22 protein-coding genes and 24 tRNA genes are annotated in these 25783 nt (G+C 34.4%); all 46 read left to right on the forward strand.

What is annotated here, in order from left to right; all coding sequences use genetic code 11:
- Positions 1-73 precede the first annotated feature (73 nt).
- The 46 genes from ACOQOS_RS11280 (at position 74) to arsS (ending at position 25742) form a co-directional block, all read left to right on the forward strand.
- Positions 74-826: a DUF434 domain-containing protein gene (locus ACOQOS_RS11280; protein ID WP_420575070.1), complete on the forward strand. Its 753-nt coding sequence runs from the start codon at positions 74-76 to the stop codon at positions 824-826.
- A gap of 76 nt (positions 827-902) precedes the next feature.
- Positions 903-1014: transfer RNA gene (locus ACOQOS_RS11285), tRNA-Asn, on the forward strand.
- A gap of 123 nt (positions 1015-1137) precedes the next feature.
- Entirely contained in the window at positions 1138-1359 is a 222-nt protein-coding gene (locus ACOQOS_RS11290) for a hypothetical protein (protein ID WP_420575071.1), read from the forward strand.
- A 21-nt stretch (positions 1360-1380) separates the two neighbouring features.
- Positions 1381-1608, forward strand: a complete 228-nt coding sequence (locus tag ACOQOS_RS11295) for a hypothetical protein (protein WP_420575072.1) — start codon at positions 1381-1383, stop codon at positions 1606-1608.
- Positions 1609-1620: 12 nt separating this feature from the next.
- Positions 1621-2880 (forward strand): DNA polymerase beta superfamily protein, encoded by a 1260-nt coding sequence (locus ACOQOS_RS11300; protein WP_420575073.1) that lies wholly within the window; start codon positions 1621-1623, stop codon positions 2878-2880.
- A gap of 11 nt (positions 2881-2891) precedes the next feature.
- The gene (locus ACOQOS_RS11305) at positions 2892-3881 is read left to right on the forward strand and encodes a hypothetical protein (RefSeq protein ID WP_420575074.1); all 990 of its coding nucleotides are present in this window, start codon (positions 2892-2894) and stop codon (positions 3879-3881) included.
- A gap of 1 nt (position 3882) precedes the next feature.
- Positions 3883-4944: a DNA polymerase beta superfamily protein gene (locus ACOQOS_RS11310; RefSeq protein ID WP_420575075.1), complete on the forward strand. Its 1062-nt coding sequence runs from the start codon at positions 3883-3885 to the stop codon at positions 4942-4944.
- The gene (locus ACOQOS_RS11315; protein WP_420575076.1) at positions 4941-5648 is read left to right on the forward strand and encodes a hypothetical protein; all 708 of its coding nucleotides are present in this window, start codon (positions 4941-4943) and stop codon (positions 5646-5648) included. The genes ACOQOS_RS11310 and ACOQOS_RS11315 overlap by 4 nt, the downstream gene beginning before the upstream one ends.
- Positions 5638-7005 carry an SDR family NAD(P)-dependent oxidoreductase gene (locus tag ACOQOS_RS11320; RefSeq protein WP_420575077.1) on the forward strand — a complete coding sequence of 456 codons (1368 nt, stop codon included), beginning with the start codon at positions 5638-5640 and terminating at the stop codon, positions 7003-7005. Before ACOQOS_RS11315 ends, ACOQOS_RS11320 begins: the two co-directional genes overlap by 11 nt.
- A gap of 11 nt (positions 7006-7016) precedes the next feature.
- Positions 7017-7089, forward strand: a tRNA-Ala gene (locus tag ACOQOS_RS11325).
- 15 nt (positions 7090-7104) lie between these two features.
- Positions 7105-7181: transfer RNA gene (locus ACOQOS_RS11330), tRNA-Ser, on the forward strand.
- A gap of 31 nt (positions 7182-7212) precedes the next feature.
- A tRNA-OTHER gene (locus ACOQOS_RS11335) sits at positions 7213-7292 on the forward strand.
- Positions 7293-7325: 33 nt separating this feature from the next.
- Positions 7326-7397, forward strand: a tRNA-OTHER gene (locus tag ACOQOS_RS11340).
- A gap of 15 nt (positions 7398-7412) precedes the next feature.
- A tRNA-Val gene (locus tag ACOQOS_RS11345) sits at positions 7413-7484 on the forward strand.
- A gap of 53 nt (positions 7485-7537) precedes the next feature.
- Positions 7538-7610: transfer RNA gene (locus ACOQOS_RS11350), tRNA-Asp, on the forward strand.
- A gap of 33 nt (positions 7611-7643) precedes the next feature.
- Complete coding sequence (locus ACOQOS_RS11355) at positions 7644-8744, forward strand: hypothetical protein (RefSeq protein ID WP_420575078.1); 1101 nt, start codon at positions 7644-7646, stop codon at positions 8742-8744.
- 793 nt (positions 8745-9537) lie between these two features.
- Positions 9538-9624, forward strand: a tRNA-Ser gene (locus ACOQOS_RS11360).
- Between the two features lie 144 nt (positions 9625-9768).
- Positions 9769-9855: transfer RNA gene (locus ACOQOS_RS11365), tRNA-Ser, on the forward strand.
- Positions 9856-9943: 88 nt separating this feature from the next.
- Positions 9944-10015: transfer RNA gene (locus tag ACOQOS_RS11370), tRNA-Asn, on the forward strand.
- A 4-nt stretch (positions 10016-10019) separates the two neighbouring features.
- Positions 10020-10092: transfer RNA gene (locus ACOQOS_RS11375), tRNA-Cys, on the forward strand.
- A gap of 94 nt (positions 10093-10186) precedes the next feature.
- Positions 10187-10269: transfer RNA gene (locus ACOQOS_RS11380), tRNA-Tyr, on the forward strand.
- 6 nt (positions 10270-10275) lie between these two features.
- Positions 10276-10347, forward strand: a tRNA-Gly gene (locus tag ACOQOS_RS11385).
- A gap of 10 nt (positions 10348-10357) precedes the next feature.
- Positions 10358-10428, forward strand: a tRNA-Trp gene (locus ACOQOS_RS11390).
- A gap of 13 nt (positions 10429-10441) precedes the next feature.
- Positions 10442-10513 (forward strand) — tRNA-Arg (locus ACOQOS_RS11395).
- 5 nt (positions 10514-10518) lie between these two features.
- Positions 10519-10590: transfer RNA gene (locus ACOQOS_RS11400), tRNA-Asp, on the forward strand.
- A gap of 5 nt (positions 10591-10595) precedes the next feature.
- A tRNA-Pro gene (locus tag ACOQOS_RS11405) sits at positions 10596-10668 on the forward strand.
- A gap of 120 nt (positions 10669-10788) precedes the next feature.
- Positions 10789-10860 (forward strand) — tRNA-Glu (locus ACOQOS_RS11410).
- A 6-nt stretch (positions 10861-10866) separates the two neighbouring features.
- Positions 10867-10949, forward strand: a tRNA-Leu gene (locus tag ACOQOS_RS11415).
- Positions 10950-10954: 5 nt separating this feature from the next.
- Positions 10955-11025, forward strand: a tRNA-Leu gene (locus tag ACOQOS_RS11420).
- A 27-nt stretch (positions 11026-11052) separates the two neighbouring features.
- Positions 11053-11124 (forward strand) — tRNA-Arg (locus ACOQOS_RS11425).
- A gap of 82 nt (positions 11125-11206) precedes the next feature.
- Positions 11207-11279, forward strand: a tRNA-Met gene (locus ACOQOS_RS11430).
- 110 nt (positions 11280-11389) lie between these two features.
- Positions 11390-11460: transfer RNA gene (locus ACOQOS_RS11435), tRNA-His, on the forward strand.
- 6 nt (positions 11461-11466) lie between these two features.
- Positions 11467-11539 (forward strand) — tRNA-Phe (locus ACOQOS_RS11440).
- Between the two features lie 102 nt (positions 11540-11641).
- Entirely contained in the window at positions 11642-11959 is a 318-nt protein-coding gene (locus ACOQOS_RS11445; protein WP_420575079.1) for a hypothetical protein, read from the forward strand.
- Between the two features lie 40 nt (positions 11960-11999).
- Positions 12000-13007, forward strand: coding sequence for an RNA ligase, Rnl2 family (locus ACOQOS_RS11450; RefSeq protein ID WP_420575080.1), 1008 nt, complete (start codon positions 12000-12002; stop codon positions 13005-13007).
- Between the two features lie 170 nt (positions 13008-13177).
- Entirely contained in the window at positions 13178-13663 is a 486-nt protein-coding gene (locus ACOQOS_RS11455) for a ribonuclease H-like YkuK family protein (RefSeq protein ID WP_420575081.1), read from the forward strand.
- Between the two features lie 1109 nt (positions 13664-14772).
- Positions 14773-15873, forward strand: a complete 1101-nt coding sequence (locus ACOQOS_RS11460; protein ID WP_420575082.1) for a slipin family protein — start codon at positions 14773-14775, stop codon at positions 15871-15873.
- A 102-nt stretch (positions 15874-15975) separates the two neighbouring features.
- Positions 15976-16413 (forward strand): helix-turn-helix domain-containing protein, encoded by a 438-nt coding sequence (locus ACOQOS_RS11465; protein WP_420575083.1) that lies wholly within the window; start codon positions 15976-15978, stop codon positions 16411-16413.
- A 339-nt stretch (positions 16414-16752) separates the two neighbouring features.
- A complete protein-coding gene (locus tag ACOQOS_RS11470; RefSeq protein ID WP_420575084.1) occupies positions 16753-18279 on the forward strand; it encodes a S53 family peptidase in 1527 nt (508 codons plus the stop codon).
- Positions 18280-18312: 33 nt separating this feature from the next.
- On the forward strand, positions 18313-18741 hold the full coding sequence (locus tag ACOQOS_RS11475; RefSeq protein ID WP_420575085.1) for a hypothetical protein: 429 nt from the start codon (positions 18313-18315) through the stop codon (positions 18739-18741).
- A gap of 91 nt (positions 18742-18832) precedes the next feature.
- A complete protein-coding gene (locus tag ACOQOS_RS11480; protein ID WP_420575086.1) occupies positions 18833-20332 on the forward strand; it encodes a hypothetical protein in 1500 nt (499 codons plus the stop codon).
- Between the two features lie 91 nt (positions 20333-20423).
- The gene (locus ACOQOS_RS11485; protein WP_420575087.1) at positions 20424-21503 is read left to right on the forward strand and encodes a phosphotransferase family protein; all 1080 of its coding nucleotides are present in this window, start codon (positions 20424-20426) and stop codon (positions 21501-21503) included.
- 4 nt (positions 21504-21507) lie between these two features.
- Complete coding sequence (locus ACOQOS_RS11490) at positions 21508-22563, forward strand: T3SS effector HopA1 family protein (RefSeq protein WP_420575088.1); 1056 nt, start codon at positions 21508-21510, stop codon at positions 22561-22563.
- Entirely contained in the window at positions 22556-23818 is a 1263-nt protein-coding gene (locus ACOQOS_RS11495) for a lanthionine synthetase LanC family protein (protein WP_420575089.1), read from the forward strand. Before ACOQOS_RS11490 ends, ACOQOS_RS11495 begins: the two co-directional genes overlap by 8 nt.
- Positions 23819-24247: 429 nt before the next feature.
- On the forward strand, positions 24248-24583 hold the full coding sequence (locus ACOQOS_RS11500; protein ID WP_420575090.1) for an arsenosugar biosynthesis-associated peroxidase-like protein: 336 nt from the start codon (positions 24248-24250) through the stop codon (positions 24581-24583).
- Positions 24584-24686: 103 nt separating this feature from the next.
- A complete protein-coding gene (arsS, locus tag ACOQOS_RS11505; protein ID WP_420575091.1) occupies positions 24687-25742 on the forward strand; it encodes an arsenosugar biosynthesis radical SAM (seleno)protein ArsS in 1056 nt (351 codons plus the stop codon).
- Positions 25743-25783: the final 41 nt, after the last annotated feature.

The raw sequence follows: 25783 nt of genomic DNA on the forward strand, positions 1-25783 counted from the left end.
ACTAACATTAAATAATTTTAAACTACTAAAGACAAAAGAATATTCAATTGTTCTATTAAAATAAACTAATCTCATGGCAATACGAAGCAGAGGAAAAGAAGGAAGCGACGATCGTTTATTTGGCGATCCAAAAATGCAATCAAAAATGCGAGAAGCAATCAAAGACATATCGTATTTATTGAGTAGAGGATTCTCTGAAAAATCATCTGTCCCATTAGTAGGAAATCGTTACAAGCTCAATAACAGACAACAACGCGCCGTACAAGGAATGAGTGAAGCAACTCATAAACTAGAAAAACGTGCAAAAAGTTGCTTACTTCCAACTCAATTAACTGAAAAAGAAGTCATAATTGATGGTTTTAATGTCTTAATCATGCTAGAAAGTGCTTTATCTGGCGCCTATCTTTTTAAAGGATTAGATGGTTGCTATCGTGATTTATCAAGCGTACACGGAACATACAAAAAAGTAAAACAAACGCCTGAAGCTATTCAACTCATTGCTAATTTTCTACAAGAAAACAATGTAAAAAAAGCAACCTGGATTTTTGACAAACCCGTTTCCAATAGTGGTCGTTTAAAAACAATCTTAAGTGAATTCGCAACTCAACACAAGTACAATTGGGAGATCATTCTAGACAACAATCCTGATAAAATGATTGCAGAAAGTAACCAAATTGCCATCAGTTCTGATGCTTGGGTTTTAGACAATTCAAAAGCTTGGTGTAATATGGTTCGTCATATTGTAGATGAACATATTCCGCAAAAAAATATGGTGGAAAGCAACGTATGTCATGCTGAACTTGATTCAGCATCTCAAAAAAACTAACAAAACACTTACTACGCAAAAATATTGCGTAACAACATAAGAAGTTTGCTCTATAATTAAAGATTATCAAAATAATAGTCCAGTAGCTCAGCGGACAGAGCGCCATTACTTTTCGCTATATGGCAGAAAAAAGTTCCTCTATTCGACTGTTAATCGGGAGGTCGTGGGTTCGAATCCCACCTGGACTACATAACAAGTACAATTGGGAAATCATTCTAGACAACAATCCTGATAAACTAATTCCAGAAAGTGGAAAAATCGCTATCAGTTCTGTCGTTTGGATTTTAGACAATTCAAAAGCTTGGTGCAATATGGTTCGTCATATTGTAGATGAACATATTCCGCAAAAAATATGGTGGAAAGCAACGTACGTCATGCTGAACTTGATTCAGCATCTCAAACAAAACAATAGAGATTCAAGTTCTAACTACGCAAAAATGTTGCGTAATTACAATTCATCTTTGAACTCAGAAATACAAAACAACAAAACATATAAAATCATGCAAATAAAAAAAGGTGCGCTGTTTTATTGATTAACAATAAAACAGTACTCAATGAAAACGTACAAAAACAAGAAAATTTACAACTTTAAAGTAGCGCAAAAGCGTAAAAAAAGAACAAGAGCTGCCAGAATATATTGGAAAAGTGGTTCAAGTGGGTGCCGTAGAAGTTTAAATAGAGAATACCGTACAAGATGTAAAGTCATTCTCAGAAAAAAATTAGCAGGACAAAAAGCAGAATTTCCACTACCAAAAAATACACTTTTCTGGTATTGTGATTAAAAAATATTCAAAATGGAAACTAGAATACTAGAAAAACTCAACGAAATAGAGCGCGATAAAAATATCGAAATCTTATTCGCTGTCGAATCAGGAAGCAGAGCTTGGGGCTTTGCTTCTCCCAATTCCGACTATGACATTCGTTTTGTATACAAACACAAAGCCGATTGGTATTTGAATCTTTGGGAACAAAAAGATACAATTGAATTCATGACAGAAGATGAGTTAGACGGTTCTGGTTGGGACATTCGAAAAGCATTAAAACTGCTTTCAAAATCAAATCCTGCATTGCTCGATTGGATCTACTCTCCTATTGTGTATAAAAAATCAGGAACGTTTTTGGATGAAATCAAAATGGTTGCTCAAAAGAATTTTAATCCTGTTGCTGGTTTCTTTCACTATCATAGTATGAATAAAAACTTTGAAGAAAGTTTAGGTTCAAATCAAATGACCCTAAAAAGTTATTTCTATGCGATTCGAACAGCATTATGTGCCCATTGGATTTACAAAAAAGGAACCATTCCACCAGTAGATTTTCGCAAACTATATTCACTTATAGATTCAGAATCTGCTACTCTTTTAGATGAATTAATACTGCTAAAAAGTAAACATATTGAAAAAAGCAATGAATCAATTGATCTACGTTTGCTCGCTTTAGCAAAAAGAATCATTGCTGAAAATAATAAAGCAAAAAATCAGCTAAAAAACACAAAGTCAAATCCAGAAGACTTCAATAAATTATTTCGAAAACAATTTGGTGTGTTAGATTTGGAAGTAAAAATTGAAAATCTTTCATTACTCATTGAATCTAAATCTGTAACGAGTTATGGAGCTCAACTAGGTGAAGTATATTGTGGTATTTTTGATAGAAATCATACGCAAGATGACTTTAAAACCATCATTCAAAAACTTTACAAAAACGAATTAATCGACAATCAAAAAATAGATAAAGAAACATTTGAAACGATTAGTTATGAAAAGGCAAGAAACATTTTAATTTCTTCCATCATCAAAGAATGCAAATACGGAGAACACTACATGAAATGGCATGAAGCTGAACAACTCGCAGATGTATTCTTAAATAATTTTAAAGATATTGAAACTATATATTGCAATTCAATATGGGAAAAAGTTTCACTCAGGGAAAGTGTACATCCAAAGGAATTAGAACTTACAGCTTGTAACAATATTAGCTGGAATTATTGGGATGATTATGGTTTATTTGTAGTTTCAAGAACACAAATAGGTGTTATCTGGCTTGGTGACGAAGGCTAAAAATATATAAAATGGGTGGAAATTTATTCAAATTAGGGCGCATGCCTAAAGTAAAATATCGAAAAATCGAAAAAGAAATCAGTGCTTATCTTTCTAAAAAAATAGGCGCTGACAATTTTCTAATTCCAAGGTATTATGACGATAAAGCCGATTTTGGTGATTTGGATGTATTGGTAAATATTTCCGCTGTGGCGGATTGGGAACAAGTAAAAACTCAGATTATATCCGATTTAAACATTCAGCAACACAAGTCGGTTGGCAACGTATTCAGTACTGTTTACAAAAACTTGCAAGTAGACTATTTTACAAAACAAGAAGCACATTTCTTAGCTACGTATAACTTTTTAAGTTTTAATGATGTTGGAAATATTATTGGCAGAATCTTTCGTCGATTCAATCTAAAATATGGAGAAAAAGGACTGTATTTCGTATTCCGAAGAACAAGCCAAGAAAGCTATTCAAAAGACATTTTAATTACAGCCGATTTCAAAAAAATATTTGCGTTCTTAGGATTAAATTTCACTATTTGGGAACAAGGTTTTGCTTCAAAAAAAGACTTATTTGATTGGGTAATTGCAAGCAAATACTTTTCAACGAAACAATATTTAGAAGAAAACAAAGCCATCAATAAAAGAAAGAAAAGACCAACTATTGAAGCTTTTATTCACTATCTGAAAACACATGAAATTGTCCGTGAACCTGAATTTTTAGAAAAAGATGACTATGTAGAGATGATTGCCGATTATTTTCCTGAAGCAAATCTTTTTGAACACATTCAGACAGAAAAAGAACGTGAAAAATATATAAATACCATCAAACAAAAGTACAACGGAAGAATCATCATGAAATTATTTCCTGAAATTCAAGGAAAGAACCTGGGGAAATTTATGACGCTATTTCAGTCACAATTTGATCAGTATGAACAGTATTTATATAACGCTTCCGCGGAACAAATCATACAACAACTAAAAGCATTTTACAGCAACTATAAAAACAATTAAAATGACACTTGAGGAACTCAAAAAATCGGGAAATATCATTTTCGAATGTATCAGTGGAAGTCGTGCGTACGGATTAGACACACCAACTTCCGACACAGACATTCGTGGTGTTTTTGTATTGCCAAAAAACAAGTATTATTCGCTTGATTATATCGATCAAATCAATGATGAAACAAATGATACGGTGTATTATGAATTAAAAAAATTCATAGAACTCTGCGCTAAAAACAATCCGAATATCTTAGAATTACTAAATGTTTCAGAAGATTGTATTCTACAAAAAAATCCGTTGTTTGATATGATTAAGCTTGAAACTTTTCTATCCAAACAATGTGAAAAATCGTTTGCGAACTATGCGTTTACACAAATCAAAAAAGCACGTGGATTAAAGAAAAAAATAGTTAATCCGATGGAAAAAGAGCGCAAATCTGTGTTAGATTTTGTCTACATCTATGACAATGGAACTTCAATTCCGTTGCATACATTTTTAGCTGATAAAAACATCAAGCAAGAAAATTGTGGCATTACCAACATTCCACACTTAAAAGATTGTTACAATTTATATCACAACGAAAACATTCCTTACAAAGGAATTATAAAAAGTGACCTCGCCAATGAATTGGCATTAAGTTCTATTCCAAAAGGAGAACCTTCAGTTGGATTGTTATTTTACAATAAAGATAATTATTCAAGCTATTGCAAAAAATACAAAGAATACTGGAATTGGGTTGAAAAACGAAATGATGAACGTTACAAAACAACCGTTTCGCATGGAAAAAATTACGATTCTAAAAATATGATGCATACCTTTCGATTGTTACGTATGGCGAAAGAAATTGCAATCGAAAACACCATTCATGTAAAACGTCCAGACCGTGAGTTTTTATTAGACGTGAAACATGGAAAATTTGAATATGAAGAATTAGTCATTTGGGCAACCGAATTAAAAACAGATTTGGAGACTTTGTATGCAAACTCAACGTTACCAGAACGTCCAAACATAAAAGTAATTAACGAATTACTCATTAACATTAGAACTGAGTTTTATCATCAAAAATCATGAACGCTTTACTAGACATTGCATATTCCTGTAAAAGTTTCCTTTCTGATGAATGGAAAGCAACATACAACGCGTTTTTACAGAACGAACACTTATCTGTATTGACGCGCAATGTATATGCTTTGTATGAAAATGATGTTGAGAAGTTTCATGGAAAACCAAATTTTGAAGAAGAAATCATTCCAAATATCAAAGAAGCTTTTGTGATCTTTAAGGAACAATTTAAAATCTTAAAAAAGTATAATTTTGAAGACAATAAATTGACGCGAAAAGCTTTTGCCACTGCTGTAGAAAGAACTCGATTTGAACACATTTTGATACTTTCTGGACAACGATTGACTTCTGCTAGTATACAAGATGAACATGGAATTCCTCCTTTGCAGGAAGAATTACTGAAACATAGTTTTGAACCGCACAACGATCAAATTTCCAAAGCAGTTCGCGCTTGGGAAAAACATGCACAACGTTCTACGGAAAGTTTCTGGGGAACGGTAAAAGGAAGCTCAGAAGAAAAAGAACAAAACGTCCAAAAACTCATAAAACACATGCTAAAACATAAAACCTGGTGGAATGTATTCACGCATTACAAACATGATATTGTATATGAAGTACGTATTCCAAGCGGACATGGAATTCGTTGGAAAAAATCAAGCTTAGAACTCATTGGATTTTTAGAACCTTTTGAAGATTACGATTATGGAAAATAATGAACCGACATATAATTTTTCGCAGCAGGAATGGGAAACATGCCTAAAGGTATTGCATGCGCTCAAAAAGAATCCGTTGAAAAATCCAGATAATCAACAATTTGGAACACTCATCACAAAGATTCATACCAAAGCCAAGAAAATAAATCGAAAGCAAAGCTATTCCTATAAAAAACAAGAAGACTTACAAACAATTCTAAACAGTGAAATTTCTAAAAATGCGATCGGAAATACCACTATTTATAATGAAAATGAAAAAACGCAGCAATCATTTACAAAACTAAATGTTCCAAAAAATTGCTATTGCTGCAATACTTCCTTTTCGTTAGCACATTCATTCTACAATAGATTGTGTCCAAAATGCGCTGAACTCAACTATGAAAATCGTTTCAAAAATCTTGATTTATCAGGTCGTAACGTAATTCTAACAGGCGGACGTGTAAAAATTGGCTACGCAACTGCACTAAAAATGCTACGTTCTAAAGCACACGTAACGGTAACAACACGTTTTCCAGCAATAGCTTTAGAACAATTTCGTCAAGAAAAAGATTATGAATCTTGGAAAAATAATCTTGTCGTTTATGGATTAGATTTACGAAATCTAAAATCAGTAGAAAACTTCATCACTTATTACAAAAGCAAACATGAATCGTTGGACATTTTAATCAATAATGCAGCGCAAACCATAAAATATACAGATCAATATTATACACCTTTAATAGCGGAAGAAGAAAAATTAGCCATTGGTTTTTCTAATGTTCAAACTTTAATTGCAAATGAAACGCCTGTTGCGAATGTAAAACTATTGAATAATCATGTTGAAAAGAATTTCTTAGAACTCAATCGATTTGGACAACCTGTTGATCTTCGTGCTAAAAATAGTTGGAATGCTACTTTGGAAGAAATTACAATGCAGGAATTAATTGAAGTAAATTTAATCAATCAAATTTCTCCATATTTTTTAATTAAAGAATTCTTGCCTTTATTGAGAAATTCGTCTTTCCCTAAAAAGCATATTATTAATGTGACTTCTTCAGAAGGACAATTCAGCTACAACAACAAAACCATGTTTCATCCGCATACCAATATGACTAAGGCTGCGTTGAACATGATGACACGCACAGCTGCCATGACATATGAAAAAGATCATATTTATATGAATGCAGTTGATGTGGGTTGGGTTTCTACAGGAGCTCGTGAAACCTTGCGTAAACAACAATTTGAAAAAGGATACATTCCGCCACTCGATCCCGTAGATGGAGCGTCTAGAATCGTACATCCTATCTATGAAAATGAAAAAAACAATACTATCTTTACTGGTAAGTTATTAAAAAACTACGCTGTAGAAGATTGGTAAAATGAAGGAATACAGCAGTAGTTCAGTTGGAAGAACACTATCATTGCACGATAGAGGTCGCGAGTTCGAGGCTCGTCTGCTGTACAAATTATAAAAGATGCAACAGTAGTTCGAAAAACAGGAAGAACACTAACCAGCTAAGTTAGAGGATGCGGGTTCGAGCCCCGTCTGTTGCTCTTTTTAAAATTAAAAAAATAAATACTGCAAAGACTGATGGTTTAATTGGAAGAACACCTGTAAACAAACATTCTATTCCGGAGGTGCGAGTTCGAATCTCGCTCAGTCTTTGTCTTTAAATTAAAAAATATGAAAATACGTAAAGGTTGGTGGTTTAACTGGAAGAACACCAGGCCTCATATCCGGAGGTACGAGTTCGAATCTCGTTCAACCTTTACACCTAAACGGCAACAGCAGTAGCTCAGCGGAAGAGCATCTGCCCGACAAGCAGAGGGACGTGAGTTCAAATCTCACTTGCTGTTGCTTATTTTTAAAACATAATACCATATCGAGATAAGGATACATGAAAACGGCAATAGTAGTAGCTCAATTGGAAGAGTGTCTGCCTGTCAAGCAGGAAGTTGTAAGTTCGAATCTTGCCTACTATTGCTTATTTTAATAATTATATTATACACTGAATTTTGAAAATAATTAAAGTACATACTGAAAAAGACATCTTACAAATTCCAAATTCGGGTATTTTTCAATTAGAAGTATATCTAAAAAATGCAGTTATTGACATCAGTGATATTCAAGGAAATCTTTTTGTGAGAGCAAAACATTGTACATTCTCAAAACTAGAAACAATTCATGGTATACTCCGTGTTGATGATCATTATGCTGATTTTCCAATGTTGAAAAAAGTATACGGTGACGTACATGCTAATGGAACATTTACAGCTCAAAACTTAGAAATTATTTTTGGTTATCTAAAAGAGCAATGCTTTATTGAAGCTCCAAAAATTAAGTATTCGCGCAATAATACTAGAAATAATTTCTTTGATATAAAAAAATGGAGCGAAGTAACATCACAAGAACAACTAGATGCATTATCTGAAGAAGAAATCAAAAACATAAAAATCATTCATTGTAATGTAACTATTCATAGCAGAAACCTATACAGTAATATAAAAATTATAAATGCTAGACTTAGTTGTCCTAACTTAGAAAATCTATTGGGATATATAGAAATTGAAGTTTATGAACGTCATCTTCATAAGATTAAAAGTTATAATTCTGTTTATTACGATTTAAAAAGTGGGCATCTCTCAAATCCTTTTGAAGCACCTAAACTAAAAAAAATTATTGGAAGGTTTGAATCTATAACTACAATTCCAATAACAATCACTGCTTCTGAAATTGGCGGTAAAACTGTAATTAGGAGAGGAAAAGCAACAATCAATAATTTGCACACTACAAATGGAATTATACTTCAAGATGGCGCGCACCTCGACTGTATCAAACTAAGAGAAATCAAACATAATCTTATAGTAGGTTTAGATTGTCAGCTTAATGCAGAAGCTTTACATACAATTGGTCAAAATTGTGAACTTTATGGGATATACAATCTCTCCAACTTAACATCTATAGGTAAAAAACTAGTATTTCAATTGCCTTATCCTGGTAAATATGTAAAAACCATAGAATATCCGTATGTGTTCAAAAAATTACAATATGTTCATGGAGTCATACAAATTCAGAAATATATTTCATTTCCAAAACTTAACTACAACAATGATTAATTTTACTAGAAACATTACAAAAAAGCACCTATTTTAATATTTAATCTCAAAATTTCTAATATCAACAATTGTAGAATTAATATAAATAACACTTCAAATTTGGAAGAAACCTCATAAAAATTACATATTTGCCACACTAATGACAAGATATTATTTACATATAGCCTCTATTTGCCTGAAAAGTCAGGACAGAAATCGCGGGATGGTTGAACCATTTTGGCGAAATAAGACGCTTTATGTAGATTTTTATGAGTGAAATAAACTATGAAATAACACTAGAATTATACAAACAGTAAAGCGTCCAAGGAATTGGGCGCTTTTTTTATGAAAAAATTTAAAAAAATGTTCGTCGCATAACCAAATAGAAAATAATACGCATTGAAACAAAAACAATTGAGAGACAGACAGTTGTCAAAAAGTTCAATATCCGTTGTATAACGGACAGGAATCCCTATATCTAAAAACAAACATAACCATTTGATTATCAATAAAATAAACTTAAAAAAATAGTTGCGTATTCAAAAAATCGTTTTCATATTTGCAACGTCAAAAACAAAAAACGACAGTATAAAAAAAATATCATGAATCATACAATACATAACATATCCGCCTTAGCAAATATTCTCCGATCGCCGGAAAGTTGCAGACTGTTTATTTGGGAACAGAAAGGAGATTTTATGTATAGAAAAAAACGGGAGTATTATAAAGATACGTTACTATGATAGTAACTTATATATAAACTTTATAAAAGCATCTCCCAAAAAAGAGATGCTTTTTTTATGGTTCATATTTTGGAAGAGCAAGCCAATTGGCGGTGGCCACGGTCTTGAAAACCGTTCGGAGTTAACGACTCGTGTGGGTTCGATTCCCACTTCTTCCGCAAATAACATTGATGCATAGCTTAGTTGGTTAGCCCAGAGGCGCTTTTAACGTCAAGGTCGTGAGTTCGAAATTTATAATTCACGAACTCCTTAATCAAAAATAAGCTAATAGTGAGCTAATCTCGCTGCGTCAACAAAATTATGGAGTGTAGGTAAATATTGGTTTGTTACGCTTGACTGCTAATCAAGTCCGTTTTACAGCGGTAAAGGTTCGATTCCTTTGCGCTCCGCAACATATTGGGGATATAGTTTACCAAGCAAAAACAGTGGGTTTGCATCCCGCAGCACGGAGTGCAAGTCTCCGTATCTCCACAAAACGATATTGTAGCTCAATGGTAGAGCGAAGACCTGTTAAGTCTGAGGTTGAAGGTTCGAGTCCTTCCAGTATCGCAAAGACAAGGTGGCTGAATGGTGAAAGCAACAGTCTGCAAAACTGTTTTTTATGAGTTCGAATCTCATCCTTGTCTCAATGATTATATAGGATCAAATTTATTTGAATACTATAGAATCCAATTTGTGACTTGATGAGAAAGTGCAACAATCTCATCCTTGTCTTTAAAAGGAAGTATTGAGCAATTGGTTGGCTCGCCAGACTGTAAATCTGGTCTCTTTGGAGCATGTAGGTTCGAGTCCTACTACTTCCACAACAAGCATCTATGGTGTAATTGGCAACATAGTAGACTTCCAATCTATAGTTTCGAGTTCGAGTCTCGATAGATGCTCTAAAAAAATACGCTTGTAGTGTAATGGTAGCATGTACGTCTCCAAAACGTACGGTTGAGGTTCAAATCCTTACGGGCGTGCAAAATAAATAATATAGCTATAGTGTAATGGAAAGCACCAGAGATTTCTAACCTCTTAGTCTAAGTTCGAATCTTAGTAGCTATACAAACAGTATCGTAACGCAACGGTAGCGTGCTCGACTGTCTCTCGAGAAGTTGCGGGTTCGAATCCCGTCGGTACTGCAAAACTGGGAATAGAACAATTGGCTGTTTACTCGCCTTGGACGCGAGAGGATGTAGGTTCGAGTCCTGCTTCCCAGACGACTAAATCGAATCAAGCTTGCTTGAATTTGATTTGCAAGGAGGCGCAGCTGGAACACTTTGTGAATCCTGCTTCCTAGACGAAGAATAGAAAACTTAAGATTTTCTATTAACATAAATGCTCTGTTGGTCAAACGGCTAAGACGCTACACTTTCTATGTAGAATTAAGGGTTCGATTCCCTTACAGAGTACAAATTACCTGTGTGATGGAACTGGTATACAAAACAGTCTTAAACGCTGTTGTGCGAAGCACATGTGGGTTCGAATCCCACCGCAGGTACAAATGCAGAGGTGGCGGAACGGCAGACGCAGCTGTCTTAGAAGCAGTTTTTTGAGAGTTCGAATCTCTCTCTGTACAAACGCAATCTTGAAAGGAGTGCAACAAGTCTATGGTGTAACGGAAAGCACATAAGTTTACGACGCTTAGGGTATGGGTTCGAATCCTATTAGACTTACAAAATTGATCTGTGGTGTAACGGCTAGCACACAAGAATTTGACTCTTGAAGCAGAGGTTCGATTCCTCTCAGGTCTACCATAGCGATATAGCTTAATTGGTAAAGCACTGGTCTCATAAGCCAGAAGTTGAAAGTTCGACTCTTTCTATCGCCACTAAAAATAGTGATATAGCTTAATCGGTAAAGCGTCAATCTGATACGTTGGCAGATGAAAGCTTGTGCTGAACTTGATTCAGTATCTCAGTTTCTATCACTACAAAAATGGTGACTTTAGTTTATTTGGTAAAACGCCTCACTGTGAATGAGAGGAACAGGGTTCGAATCCCGAAGTCACCCAAATTGGAGTAATGGCAGAGTTGGTCAATGCGCTGGATTGAAGTCCCAGAGATATAGGTTCGAATCCTATTTATTCCACAAAAGAAATGTAGTTTAAAAATTAAAAATAGCGAGCAATTATCTCGAAGATGTAAGTAAAACCTTGCCATTTCTCAATTTAATAATTTAAAACAAATAGTCATGAGACAAGATGTATTACAAAGGTTCTTATATAGAACTGAAGATTCAGGAAGATTCCTCGTGACTTCAAAGAGAACAGGAGTCACCTATTTTGTAGAACCAATAGATTCTGGTAAACCTACTAATTTATGGGGCGATTTCGATCCAGCCACAAATAAACTGACTGGAAATTATGGAAATAAAAGAAGAGGTGCCGTTTCTGCTGAAGATTCTTTGATTACAGAAGCAAATGGCTTTCGAAATATTTCCACTTTCAAAGGAAGTCCTTTGGGTGAAATTGATCGTAGAGATCGATTGTATCAAGATAAAATTAAATAAATGATTCATAAGTGATCATTATAAAACAATATTAGAAATCATGTTTAAAAAATATAACAGCATCGAAAATACATACCGTGAAAAAGCAATTGAACAAGTATACCTTCACAATTATGGAAATGATGTTTTCGTAGTACAAGAAAAAGTACATGGTGCAAATTTCTCTTTCATTACTGATGGAAACAGTATTGAAGTAGCTAAACGTACAAGCTTGATTTCAGCTGATGAAAATTTTAACAACTACAAATACGTAGTAACTAAATATGAAAAAGCAATTACAGAAGTATTCAAACTTGTAAAAGATGATTTTCCTGAAACCAAAATGATCACGGTTTTTGGTGAAATTTTTGGAGGAAGTTATGAGCATTCAGAAGTAGAAAAAATGCAAGGAATGGTTCGCATTCAAAAAGGTGTTTTTTACAGTCCTGAAAATGATTTTTACGCATTTGACATCTGTCTAGATCATACACAATATTTAGATGTAACGATTGCCAATACATACTTTGAAAAAGTAGGTTTGTTTTATGCTAAAACACTTTTTGCAGGAACATTTAGCGAATGCATGGCATATCCAAACACATTTGAATCTAAAGTACATGAATGGCTAAACCTTCCAACAATTGAAGATAATATCTGTGAAGGAACCATTATCAAACCATTAGTTAGCAAACGTTTTGGAAATGGACAACGTGTCATTTTTAAAAATAAAAACGAAAAATGGTCTGAAAAATCACATGTAAAAAGATCAAGAATTTCAAAACCAAGTGCTACAGAAGTACTTTCAGATACCGAAAAAGAGTTGATGCATACGCTTCTAAGCTACGTAAATGAAAATCGTTTGATGAATGTACAAAGTAAACTGGGTGAGTTTTCTCCAAAACAAACGGGAAAAACTATTGGATTACTTGCGAAAGATGCATTGGAAGATTTTGTATTAGACCATGAATTTGATTGGAATAATACAGAAAAACAACATCAAAAAGTAATGACAAAAATACTTAACAAGGAAGCTGCTAATATGGTTAAACAAGTACTTCTTTTTAAGTAATGTAGAAGTGACTGTCTAAGTTTCTATTCTTGGACAGTCTTTATAAATATGAAAACTCAATTGATGCTAAAAGTCTAAAAAGCATTGTTTTGAACATAAAAATAATACGTTTTATTTCAAAAATGTATATAGAAATTTTACTGTTTCAATTTTTAAAACAAACAGAAACTATGCAAGTTGCAGTAAATAAATGGCGTAACTTTTCAGGTAAGGTATTCAATGAACCCATAACAAGAATCGTAGAAAATGCCATTATAAAAGAACAGAAAGCTGGTCATAAATTAAAAATCTATGTGGGTTCAGATTCACAGGCTTATAAAACACATGTTGCCTATGGTACTGTGATCGTGATTCTCAGAGAAGGAAAAGGTGGTTTTATGTTCACTAAAAACGAAAAAGGAACTACCAAAATAGGAATAAAAGAACGTATGCTTAGAGAGGTAAATTTATCCGTAGAAACAGCATATAACATTTGTGACCTATTGGAAAAGTACAATATTGAATTGGAAGTACACGCAGATATTAATACAGACGCAAAATTCAAATCAAATGTGGCACTCAAAGAAGCCATGGGATATATTTTAGGAATGGGCTTTGCATTCAAAGCAAAACCTTATGCTTTTGCAAGTTCGTCTTGTGCAGATAGTATTGTCTAAATAGTATTATATCTCTTCTTTTCTTATGAATATTTTATCTACGCAAAATAAATGCGTAGTAATACAAAACATTTGTACCAGAAAGAAAAACAGTTGCTAATCAATATATACTGTTTGGTTAATTATCCTCGCTACACGTGGTCTGTAGCGAGGTTCAAAAAACCTCTTTAGCATAAAGGGAAGTGCTGTGGTAAAAGTAGAAACGTAACCACGGAGTGATTGGAAGATGTCGTTAGTGACGTGCTCACTAATGAATAGAGTTTGCAGAAGCACCAAAATACACAAGATGTAAAGTAGGGAAGCGCATTTACAGCCAATCTGTTCGTATACACGAAAGTATCGGTTCGAATCCGATAAGAGGTACAAATCCACTACTTCGAGGTAAGCCTTGAAAGTAGTCAAAAGAAACTATTAAAAAAATCGACGCAAGCATCAGATTTTTTTTAAATCTCGATTATCGAGTAAAATATCAAGCGAGTCTTGTTGCGTGTTTCTGTATAGCACCATTGTATAAAACATTGCAAAGTTTGTATCATGCTTTTATATGCAACTCGACTTGGAGGCTTCGGGTTATTGCCAAATATAATCCACCATGGATACGTAGGTCATGGGTTCGATTCCCATTCTCTGTAAAGGAGATAGTTCAGTCTGGTTAGAACAACGTTTTTGGGTCATCGGTTCGAATCCGATCAGTAGCTCCGAAAGGTAGGCTGTTGTAGCTCAGCGGTAGAGCACTACACTTTTAATGTAGAATGAAGTTTATCTCTTCTAAAAAAGATTACCAGCCTGTCACGCTGTTTTTAAAATGACGAAAACGACGACGTATCAATCTGCCGAAGTTTCTAACGAGACAAAAAGCAATTTTGAGATCACTTTGACATACTAAGTGCTTACTGATAGAAACTAAGATTTCTTGACGATCAAATCAAACTAAAAATGCAATTATTTGTTGTGTTTTGGTGCGATTCCATCCTCAAAAAAGAACTAGTGAACATCTGTAAAATCTTTTATCTCCGTGAATGAGAAATGATTGATACGCTTCGTTTTTACTCGGTAATCGAGATTAAAAAAGTAAAATCGCCAGTAATGGCACAATTAATAATAGAGACATGAAACGAGTACGAATTAACACAGGAAATGTAGGTTTAGTTTTTAAAAATGGAAACTACCAAAAAGTGATTACTGAAGGAACATACTGGCTAAAGTTTAGCCAACATGTAAATGTGTATAATCTTACAGAAAAGTTTCATGCACCAATTGCTAGTGAAATTTTATTGCAAGATGTCACCTTGGCAAATATGTTAGAAGTAATTGACGTAAAAGATACAGAAATTGTATTGCGCCATGACAAAGGTAACTTTAAAGCAGTACTTGAAGCTGGACAACACATGTATTGGAAAGGTCTAGTTGAACGCACTTTTACTAGAATTGACTTAAGTAAAATTGAAATTACTGAAATCAACGATAAAAACTTGCTAAAAGATTACAGATTGGTTCAATATATAAGAACATTTGAAGTCTTCGAATACGAAAAAGCAATCTTATTGATTGATGACAAGTTTGAGAAAATCTTAGATTCAGGTGTGTACAACTTTTGGAAAAATATAACAAGTATCAAAATTTCAAAAGTTGATATGCGTCAATTGCAATTAGAAATTGCGGGACAAGAGTTACTAACAAAAGACAAAGCTGCAATTCGAATCAACTTTTATACACAGTATAAAGTTGTTGATATAAAAAAAGCAATTTTAGACAACAAAGATTTTGAGAAGCAATTGTATATCGCAATGCAGTTAAAATTGAGAGCTTTTGTTGGAAATTACACATTGGATGAATTGTTAGATCAAAAAGAAAACATTGCCAACGCTGTATTTGAAAACATCAAAGATACTGTTGAAACTTTAGGTATTAACGTATTGTATTGTGGTATTCGTGATGTGATATTAACGGGAGAAATGAAAGAAATCATGAACCAAGTTTTAATCGCACAGAAAAAAGCACAAGCAAATATTATTACACGTCGTGAAGAAACTGCTTCTACTAGAAGTTTGTTAAACACTGCAAAATTAATGGAGGAAAACGTAATGTTATACCAGTTGAAAGAAATGGAATATGTTGAAAAAATCGCAGACAAGATTGGTGAAATTACTGTTGCTGGAAACGGCGGCGTTGTCACCCAATTAAAAGACATCTTTTCGGTCAACAAGTAAGCACTAAGATACATAATCACTATGTTTTTAATCCTGTCCCATGGCCGTTCTACCAAAACGGTTTTGGGACTTCTTTTAATCATTTATACTAAAAAAAATAAAATGTCGCCGTTATTACAAAAAATGATTTTCTTTTTTGAACACCTTTTAAGTGCTAATAATGACTCAAATATAAAAACACTTCAAATCAGCGAAGATACCATACTAACCATTATGGAGAAACTTTCTGATTTTGAAAACAACAAAGGTTTTTTAAAACAAATATCATTAAACACCTTAGCAAAAAAGCTTGGTACAAATCCAAAATACCTATCAAAAATCATCAATAATCATTATGAAAAAAACTTTAGTTCATACATCAATGACTTACGAATCAAATATTTAATAAAAGAACTAAAAACAGATGGTTCTCTAAAAAAACTAACAATAAAAGACTTAGGGAAAAAATCAGGATTTGGAAATACAGAATCATTTTCTAAATCATTTAAAAAATATACTGGAGTAACACCATCAAGTTACCTAAGTACACTAAAATCATAAAAACTTACTCTTTATTTGTCAATTAATTTTCTTGAACTGACGAGTTCCTTCATCTTTTTTATAGAGGTGTTGGAACTTTTCTTTTTTATGTAACAAGATTGATCTTAAGAACATCCTTTACAATCATTTTTACTACATTTTTCACTCAAACTTTTTTTGCTATTCAGACAAAATCAAGAAACTACACAATATACTGATAATCAGTACTAAAAACAACAAATAGGTGTTTCCACTACTCAAAAAGTGATAATACTCAATCTTAAAACCAAGTATAAGTACGCATCTATATTTTAGGTGTAATGTGCAACTTTGAGAACCTAACCAACCTTATCATTTTTTATGGAAGCTACCCAAGAAAACACTGCGCATGGAGATGCATTAGAAATTAAAGTATACGCACCGATCAATGAAATTACTGAACGACAACAAGGAATAATCAGTAATGCAATTGATAAGCATCCTAGAGATCGTAAATATTTATCAAACACAACGCATTCCAGAATTTTCGCACCTAGCAAACATGATGCAGATGAAATTATTGAACATGCCAAAGCAAACAATTGGGAAGTTTCTTTTAATAAAAAAGCACGTGAAATTACGATAAAAATTCACGCAGAAGACATCGCAAACGAAGATAGTCCTGTAACTCTTAATGCTCTTAAATTCTTAAGCTCACAAGGCGATATTCATCTCGATGCAAAAGATGAAGAAGAAAAAGCAAACGCTGAAGACATTACCAATCCTGACCAAAAAACAGGTTTTGTAAAACACAATCAAGAAAAAAGAGTTGGTAAAGGAAATACTATTCCTATTCAATCACCTCAGCATGGTTACAGTGTGCTTGAACTCGCTGAAGCGTACAATTTCCCAGAAGGTGATGGTGAAGGACAAACTATTGGAATTATAGAATTAGGTGGAAAATTTAAGCAAACCGATTTAGAAACTTATTTTTCTTCTTATGATATGCCGATTCCAGAAATTCAAATTATTGACGAACCAACAACAACTCCCATCAATGATAATGTGGAAGTCACAGCAGATATTCAAGTAGCTGGAATGTTAGCTCCAAAAGCAAAGTTTGTTATCTATTATGGCACTTCTATTTTAAGCGCAATGAAAACAGCTTTAGCTGATACTAAAAACAAACTCACAGTCATATCAATAAGTTGGGCAGGTTCTGAATTAGGATATTCACAGCAAGAAATTATAGAATTAAACAGTGTATTTCATGAAGCTTGCCTAAAAGGGATTACCGTGGTAGGTGCTTCTGGAGACAATGGAGCTCTCAATAACAAACCTTATGCAAACGTAAACGTTCCAGTAAATTCTTCGTATGTACTCGCTTGCGGAGGAACACAAACTTACATTACTGATGATAAAATTGCTTCGGAAGTTGTATGGAATGAATCTACTCAACAAGCACAAATTGGAAGCGGTGGCGGATTCAGTCAACGGATTTCAGAACAACAATACCAAGCGTATTCTTCACAAAAATACATAGAGAAATTTCCTCAATTTGAACCATACTACAGAGCTGGCGGAAGAGGCATTCCTGATATCGCTGCCAATGCTGCAGATGTGTCTGGGTATGCAATTTTCTTTGAAGGTCATTGGGCAAAAATTGGAGGCACGAGTCTAGCTACACCGCTTTGGGCTGCTCTAATTGCTCGCATGAATCAAAATCTAGGATATAGATTAGGTTTTATAAATCCATACCTATATAAATTAATTGGATCGTCTGCTTTTCATCAAATCTTAGAAGGAAACAACAATCTTTATGTAGCAGCAGAAGGATGGAATCCATGTACTGGTTTAGGGACTCCAAATGGACAAAAACTTATGGAAGCTATTGACGGTTTAGAGTAGTCCAATCAATCATTAACGTAAAACTTAAAAATTATGGCAAAAAAATTGGCATTGGATGAACTTCCAAAACGTCTTATTGAAAATAATTCAACAACAGAAGATGTATTAATGATGTATGGTTTTGTTGCAAAAGGCACTGAAGAAGATAACATTACCTTTTACTTAGATCCTGCATTAAAAACCGCTGTCATTGTAAAGGATGAAGATATCATTCACCATGTGAAAGTTACCAAATCACAAAACCCAATTGGCGGAACCATCATTTGGATCAAAAATGCATCTCTTTATCTACAAGGAAAAGCAGCTCAACCACAAGCACATGTACAATCGCAACAAAATGCAGAACAGTTTTTCCAAGGAGATATCTATCAACAATTTGCAAATACTGTTCAAGGAAAAGCCTCACCAAGACCACAAGGCGCACATGTGCCTGTTTGCGGATGCGGTAAGTGTGGACAGTAAAAGATTAGACCCAAAAATTGATTTAAACGTATCAATTCCCAACACCGTAAGATTTTCAAAATCATATTATTAACCTTTAACTTTAATTATTATGTTTACATTTTTTCAAGGATGTGGAATTCCGCCTGTCACAGTAACATGTGGTCAAGGTGGTGCACATGCTCAAAATTTGGGGCCAACAGGTACGTATGGTTGTACGCAACCAGGTCACTGTCTCGGCCCAACAGGAACCCAAGGATGTACGACACCACCTAATTGTTTAGGACCAACTGCGTACTTAGGCTGCCTTCCTCCAACAGGAACGCCACCAGCAACAGTTTGTCCAGGTGGTAACGCACACGCACAAACTATTTTGCCTCCAACATTACCGCCTGCGTGTGTACCGAATACTGTTGGGTGTACCGCGATTACACCATGTCCAACTACACCTGCACAAGCCAATATACAGACAACTATTGGAAAAACTGGATGGGTAGGATGTTCTGTTCCTCCTAATTGCTTAGGACCTACTGGAACGCAAGATTGTATACTAACAGGTTCTCCAGATGCAACAGTTTGCCAAGGCGGTAATGCGCAAGCACAAACTATCGGTATTACTGGATGGCAAGGATGTACAGTCGTAGGACCTACAGGAACCCAAGGTTGTACTGTTGTTGGACCAACTGGGTATCAAGGATGCGGTCAAAATGATGCTGCACAAGCACAAACTATTGGTATTACTGGATGGCAAGGATGCACTGTCGTAGGACCAACTGGAACCCAAGGTTGTACTGTCGTAGGACCAACTGGATATCAAGGATGTGGTCAAAATGATGCTGCGCAAGCGCAAACTATCGGTATTACTGGATGGCATGGATGTACAGTTGTAGGACCTACAGGAACCCAAGGTTGTACTGTCGTAGGACCAACTGGATATCAAGGATGTGGTCAAAATGATGCTGCGCAAGCGCAAACTATCGGTATTACTGGATGGCATGGATGTACAGTTGTAGGACCTACAGGAACCCAAGGTTGTACTGTTGTAGGACCAACTGGATATCAAGGATGCGGTCAAAATGATGCTGCACAAGCACAAACTATCGGTATTACTGGATGGCAAGGATGTACAGTTGTAGGACCTACAGGAACCCAAGGTTGTACTGTTGTAGGGCCAACTGGATATCAAGGATGCGGTCAAAATGATGCTGCGCAAGCGCAAAATTTAGGGCCAACTGCTTATTTGGGTTGTCATAAGCAAGAAACTATCGCTACAGTTTGTACACAAGTAGGATGTCCTACACACTTAATTGGATGTACTGGATATGAAGGATGTATTCCTCCAACAGGTTCAGGTCCTGCTACTGTTTGTCCAGGAGGAGATGCAGAAGCGCAAACAATTGGTCATACAGGATACCAAGGTTGTGGACAACATGGAACTGAAGCGACAGTATGTACACAAATTGGATGTGGACAAACAAGTCTTTTAGGATGTACTACATACGAAGGATGTCATAATGATGCAAATGTAGAAGCGCAAGCTCAAATACATAGTATTCCAGTTGCTAATTGTATTCCAACACGTAGTTGTACAGGAGCATGGCCTGTATGTTAATGATAGCTTATCTATAATAGATACAGCTATTTTTTATTATTATATAGCTGCCTGTTTTTAGCAGGCAGCTTTTAAAACTCAAAACTTTTTTATGCGCTTAACAAAGAAAAACATCGCTCATTATTTACTAGACAAAGGCTTCTTAGAACCTACTTCGTTTATGTCTGGGGATTATATGCTTACCCAAACACAAAGTAGAAATTCAATCTTTAAAGTTCAGCAACAACAAGACAAAGGATTATTTGTTAAGCAACTTATCACACAAGACGCTACCAATAGTTATTTAATGCAAAAAGATGCTACGAGTCACTATCTTATTCATCAATCAGATTTATTCAAAGAGACTTCCACACATATTCCTGATTATTATGGCTATGATCCATATCATAATATTTTAGTAACGGAATATTTTGCAAACACTAAAAATGTACACGAAACTGTATACAAAGACAAAAAATTATCTGAAGAACATGCAGTAAAAATGGCGCATATTTTAGCTTCCTATCATTTTGATATTACAGATGAAATAAAAAATAACAGTTCTCTACAGTTTTTTAGCAAACAAATTCCATGGATATTAAATACTGGACAACTAATGAATACAAGTCCACAAGGAATTACAAATACAGTGATTGCTGAAATCTACAAGCATCAAGATTTAGTAAAAAGAATGGAAAAAGTAGCCTCACAATGGGAAACTACAAGCTTGATTCATGGAGACATCAAATGGATGAATTTTATTGTAATGCCAAATAATAAAGATATCAAATTAATCGACTGGGAAATTGCCGATTTAGGAGATCCTTTATGGGATGTAGCTGGTATTTTTCAATCGTACTTTAGCGCATGGGTTTTAAGTTTTAATAATCAAAATATTCAGCAACATCAACAAATGCAAGGCTCGGAATTTTTAACGATTGAAGCTATTATTCCTGTTGTAAAATTACTTTGGAAAACTTATGCTTCTACACAAAAATTTACAAAAACTGAAGCTAAGGAAAATATCCTTAAAACACTTTCATACATGTCTGCACGAATGATACAAACTGCTTTTGAAAATAACGTAGCACAAAAACAAATGCACGCTAACTCCGCACGTATCTTACAATTCTGCAACCATATTTTAGGAGATGTAGAAGGAATTGCAAAACAATGGAATTTAATAGACTAAGACTATGAAAGACAACACATACAAAAAGCAAGTACAACAAATTACCGATGCAATCGAAATTACTTCTTTAAGTACTTATAAAGTACATGGAGAAGAAGAATATGTTCAAAATCAAATGCCATATCAAACTTTTGCAGAAGAATTTAAATCGTTTGGAAGTAATTCTACGGTAGATATTCAACAACAACGCAAAAACTTAATCAATGCTTTGATCAATACGATTTATTCTAAATTTTATTGTGGTATCCAAAATGATCATCATACTTCTAAAATTCCACCAAAAGCAGCGCGTGAAGAATTCATGAATGCACTTTCACAAGCAAATGCCTCTACAAACGGGTTTGATTATCATTGGAATATTTACAATATTGACACTAAAACTGGAAATGTGTACATTCAAAAAAATGGTGAATTACGTTGGTTACAACCAAACAGTTATCAATTTGCAAATCCTCAACAAAAACAAGCCATTGTTAATACCAAAGTAAATATCACTCGTCAAAAAGAAAACAAAAATATTCAACCAGTTTTTTATCATGTGTTCAGTAATGAAATGTTTCCACAAGAAGTAGAAATTGGTAGAATTTATTGGAATGTTTCACCCGAAGGCACACCAAAACTTATCCATTTACTTACAACAGTTTTAAACGATTATAAAATTCCGTTTCAATTCAAATGTTTAAATCATCCTGAACTTTATGTGCGTTCAGACTCTGCTGTTTTATACCTAAGTAAAAAACATGTTCAGCTTGTTTCAGTTATTTTAAATACAATAATTCCAAAATTAGAAACGTATCTTGTAGATGAAATTCCGATGTTTACCAAACAACTTTTTAAAGGTGTTAGTTATGCGGAAGATCCTGGGAAAGGGCAAAGTTTTGGAATGAGCAGATCATCAACCATTGCTGAAGCTTTAGTAGATGCTTTTCAACAAGAAAAAGACAAAAAGCAAACATTCAATACGATCATCAACTTTTTATCGAGAAAAGGCATGAGTTTAGATCGTTTGTATCTTAACAAACATACAGCATTAACGCCAACGTTCCCAACTTATGAATAATATAGAAATCACACCAAAAAAAGATGTACAAATGTATGTGAAAACCGCACACAATATTGGTAAATATTTAGCAAAAGAAGCATTATGGTATAAAGATATGTGCAATTGGACAAGTCATGAAGTTGCTCCTGTAGGCGGAAAATTTGAAACAGTTGTAAAAGCTTGTAGCATTGATCTTTACAGCGGACTTACTGGAATTGCTTTATTCTTGGCAGAATTATTCGAAAAAACCCAAGATCCTATCATATTACATACGTTAAATGGTGCTTTAAAAACCATATATGCTAATCTTGACGAAAATAAAGTAAATAACTACGGCTATTACTCTGGGAAAATTGGAGTTGGATATACCTTGTGGAAAATTGGCAAAAAATCAGGAAACGATGAACTTGTTACGCGAGCTATCAGCTATTTAAAAGCTATAAAAGATGAAGACATTGCCGATTATGAAGTAGATATTATATCTGGAGCAGCAGGATCTATCTCAGTGCTATTAAAACTATACTATGCAGAGCAAGATGATGATTTCCTAGAAATTGCTAAAAAATGTGGTCAATTCCTTCTAAAAAAAGCTATAAAAAACAAAGAAACCCATGCGTGGATGACTGTCGATCAATCGAATGCGCTTACAGGATATTCGCATGGCGCTTCTGGAATTTCTTCTGCGTTAATGGAACTATACGCCACTACAAAAGAAGAACAATATTGGCATGCCGCTATGGGCGGATATAACTATGAAAAACAATGGTACAATCAACAAACACAAAACTGGCCAGACTTACGCGAGTATGATGGCAAAAAATCACCAAGTTACGGAGTGATGTGGTGTCATGGCGCGCCAGGAATTGCCATTGCACATTTAAAAGCCTATGAAATGACCCAGCACGAATACTTCTTACAAGAAGCTAAAATTGCTTTAGAAACTACCAAAAGAAGCGTCATTCAAGAAACAAGTATAAACTCAAAAGCTAACTTTTCACTCTGTCATGGATTGGCTGGAAACGCAGATATATTATTATATGCAAGTCAATTATTGAACATTCCTGAATATGCACAAATTGCAAAAAATGCAGGTGACTTCGGAATTGCACAATATGATGCTACAGGTGCTGTATTTCCAAGTGGTGTGAATGATCCTAGCGGATTGACTATTGGGCAAGATGAAAACGTAGGACTCATGCTAGGAATGTCTGGAACAGGCATGTTTTACTTACGTTTGGCAGACACAATGATTCCTTCTGCATTGGTACCATAAACAAATAACAACCTACAATAAAATCTCAATAATATATTCATTACTGTTATTGAGATTTTTATAATTCTTACAACAAAAACTTCATAACAAGGGTTATTTTCCCTTTTATTTTTAAGGTATTCCCTAATGTAAAGCTACTCAGAACCATGTACTTTTATTTTTAGAAAGTTCGAAAAGAAAATTGTGTGTTTTGTGAATAGAGGTTGTAGTCATTCATAAATAATCAAACACCTAAAATCATCGAACTTCTTAAAATCCCAGGTGCAGACTTGGGATTTTATATTTTACAACTTAACTCTCTGTAAAATTTAACACCTTTTATTTTTCTTTCCTCTAACTGTAAAGTTTCGAAAAAAATCTCGTCTCAATGTAGACTGTTTGATTTTACGTATTTTAGCAAATCTCAAAATCACAAACACGAACAAACACATGGACAAATCATATTACAACCCAAGAGACTTAAAAAAATTCGGATCAATCACTGAATGGAGTGAAGAACTTGGAAACAAATTCTTTGAATATTACGGTAAAGTCTTTGAAGAAGGCGCACTAACACCACGTGAAAAATCCTTAATTGCACTAGCGGTAGCACATACTGAACAATGTCCGTACTGTATTGATGCTTATTCTAAAGATGGTTTACAACGTGGAATTACGAAAGAAGAAATGATGGAAGCTATTCATGTTGGCGCAGCCATCAAAAGTGGAGCTACCTTAGTACATGGTGTACAAATGATGAATAAAGTAAATAAATTAGAGATGTAAGTAGATTGTTAGTTTTGCTTTGCAAAACTTTACAAGTCACTCATGCTGACGAAAGTCAGTATCTCATAAATTGAAACCCTAAGTTTTTTTAACGATTCAATACATGGCGACAAAGTCCCTAAAAAAAAGAGAAAGTGAATTAGCAAGCACACAACGACAATTGGATATTCTGTCTAACGGAATTTTTCAAAGTGGTGAATTGCCAACGTTTGCAAACAAAATAAAAGAAACAAATCAATTTCCCCTAAAACCTAAAAAGATTGAAATATTACAAATCAACGTAGGTTATATGTGCAATCAGGTATGTTCACATTGTCATGTAGATGCAGGTCCAGACAGAAAGGAAATCATGACGCGTGAAACGATGCAGCAATGTCTTGATGTCATTGAAAAAACGGGCGCACATACACTCGATCTTACAGGCGGCGCACCAGAAATGAATCCGCATTTCCGTTGGTTTGTAGAAGAAGCATCTAAAGTTGGTGTCAAAGATTTTATTGTGCGATCTAACTTAACCATTATTCGTGCTAACAAAAAATATTATGACTTGCCAGAATTCTTCAAAAAACACAATGTACATGTAGTTTCGTCTATGCCACACTGGACACGCGGAAAAACAGACAAACAACGTGGCGATGGAGTTTTTGACAAATCAATCAAAGCATTGCAAGAACTCAATGCCGTTGGATACGGAATGCCAGATAGCGATTTACGATTAGACTTAGTATACAACCCATCAGGAGCGTTCTTACCAGGCGATCAAATGGCAATGGAAAAAGATTTCAAAAAAGCATTATTAGACGATTTCAACATTCAATTTCACAACTTATTTGCCATCACCAACTTGCCAATAAGTCGTTTCTTAGATTACCTCATTGCTTCTGAAAATTACGAAGATTACATGTACTCATTAGTAGAAGCTTTCAATCCCGGCGCAGTTGCTAATGTAATGTGTACCAATACAATCTCAGTAAGTTGGGATGGTTGGTTATACGATTGCGATTTCAACCAAATGCTCGATTTAAAAGTAGCAAGCAAAGTAAAACACATTTCAGAATACAACGAAGAATTATTAAACAATAGAAACATTATCATCTCACAACACTGTTACGGTTGTACAGCTGGCGCAGGAAGTAGTTGCCAAGGAACAGTTGCTTAAAGTATACAAAATTTACTATGATAGCCTGTTTTTCCGCAATG

The organism is Kordia sp., from assembly GCF_965224175.1.
Classification (GTDB): domain Bacteria; phylum Bacteroidota; class Bacteroidia; order Flavobacteriales; family Flavobacteriaceae; genus Kordia.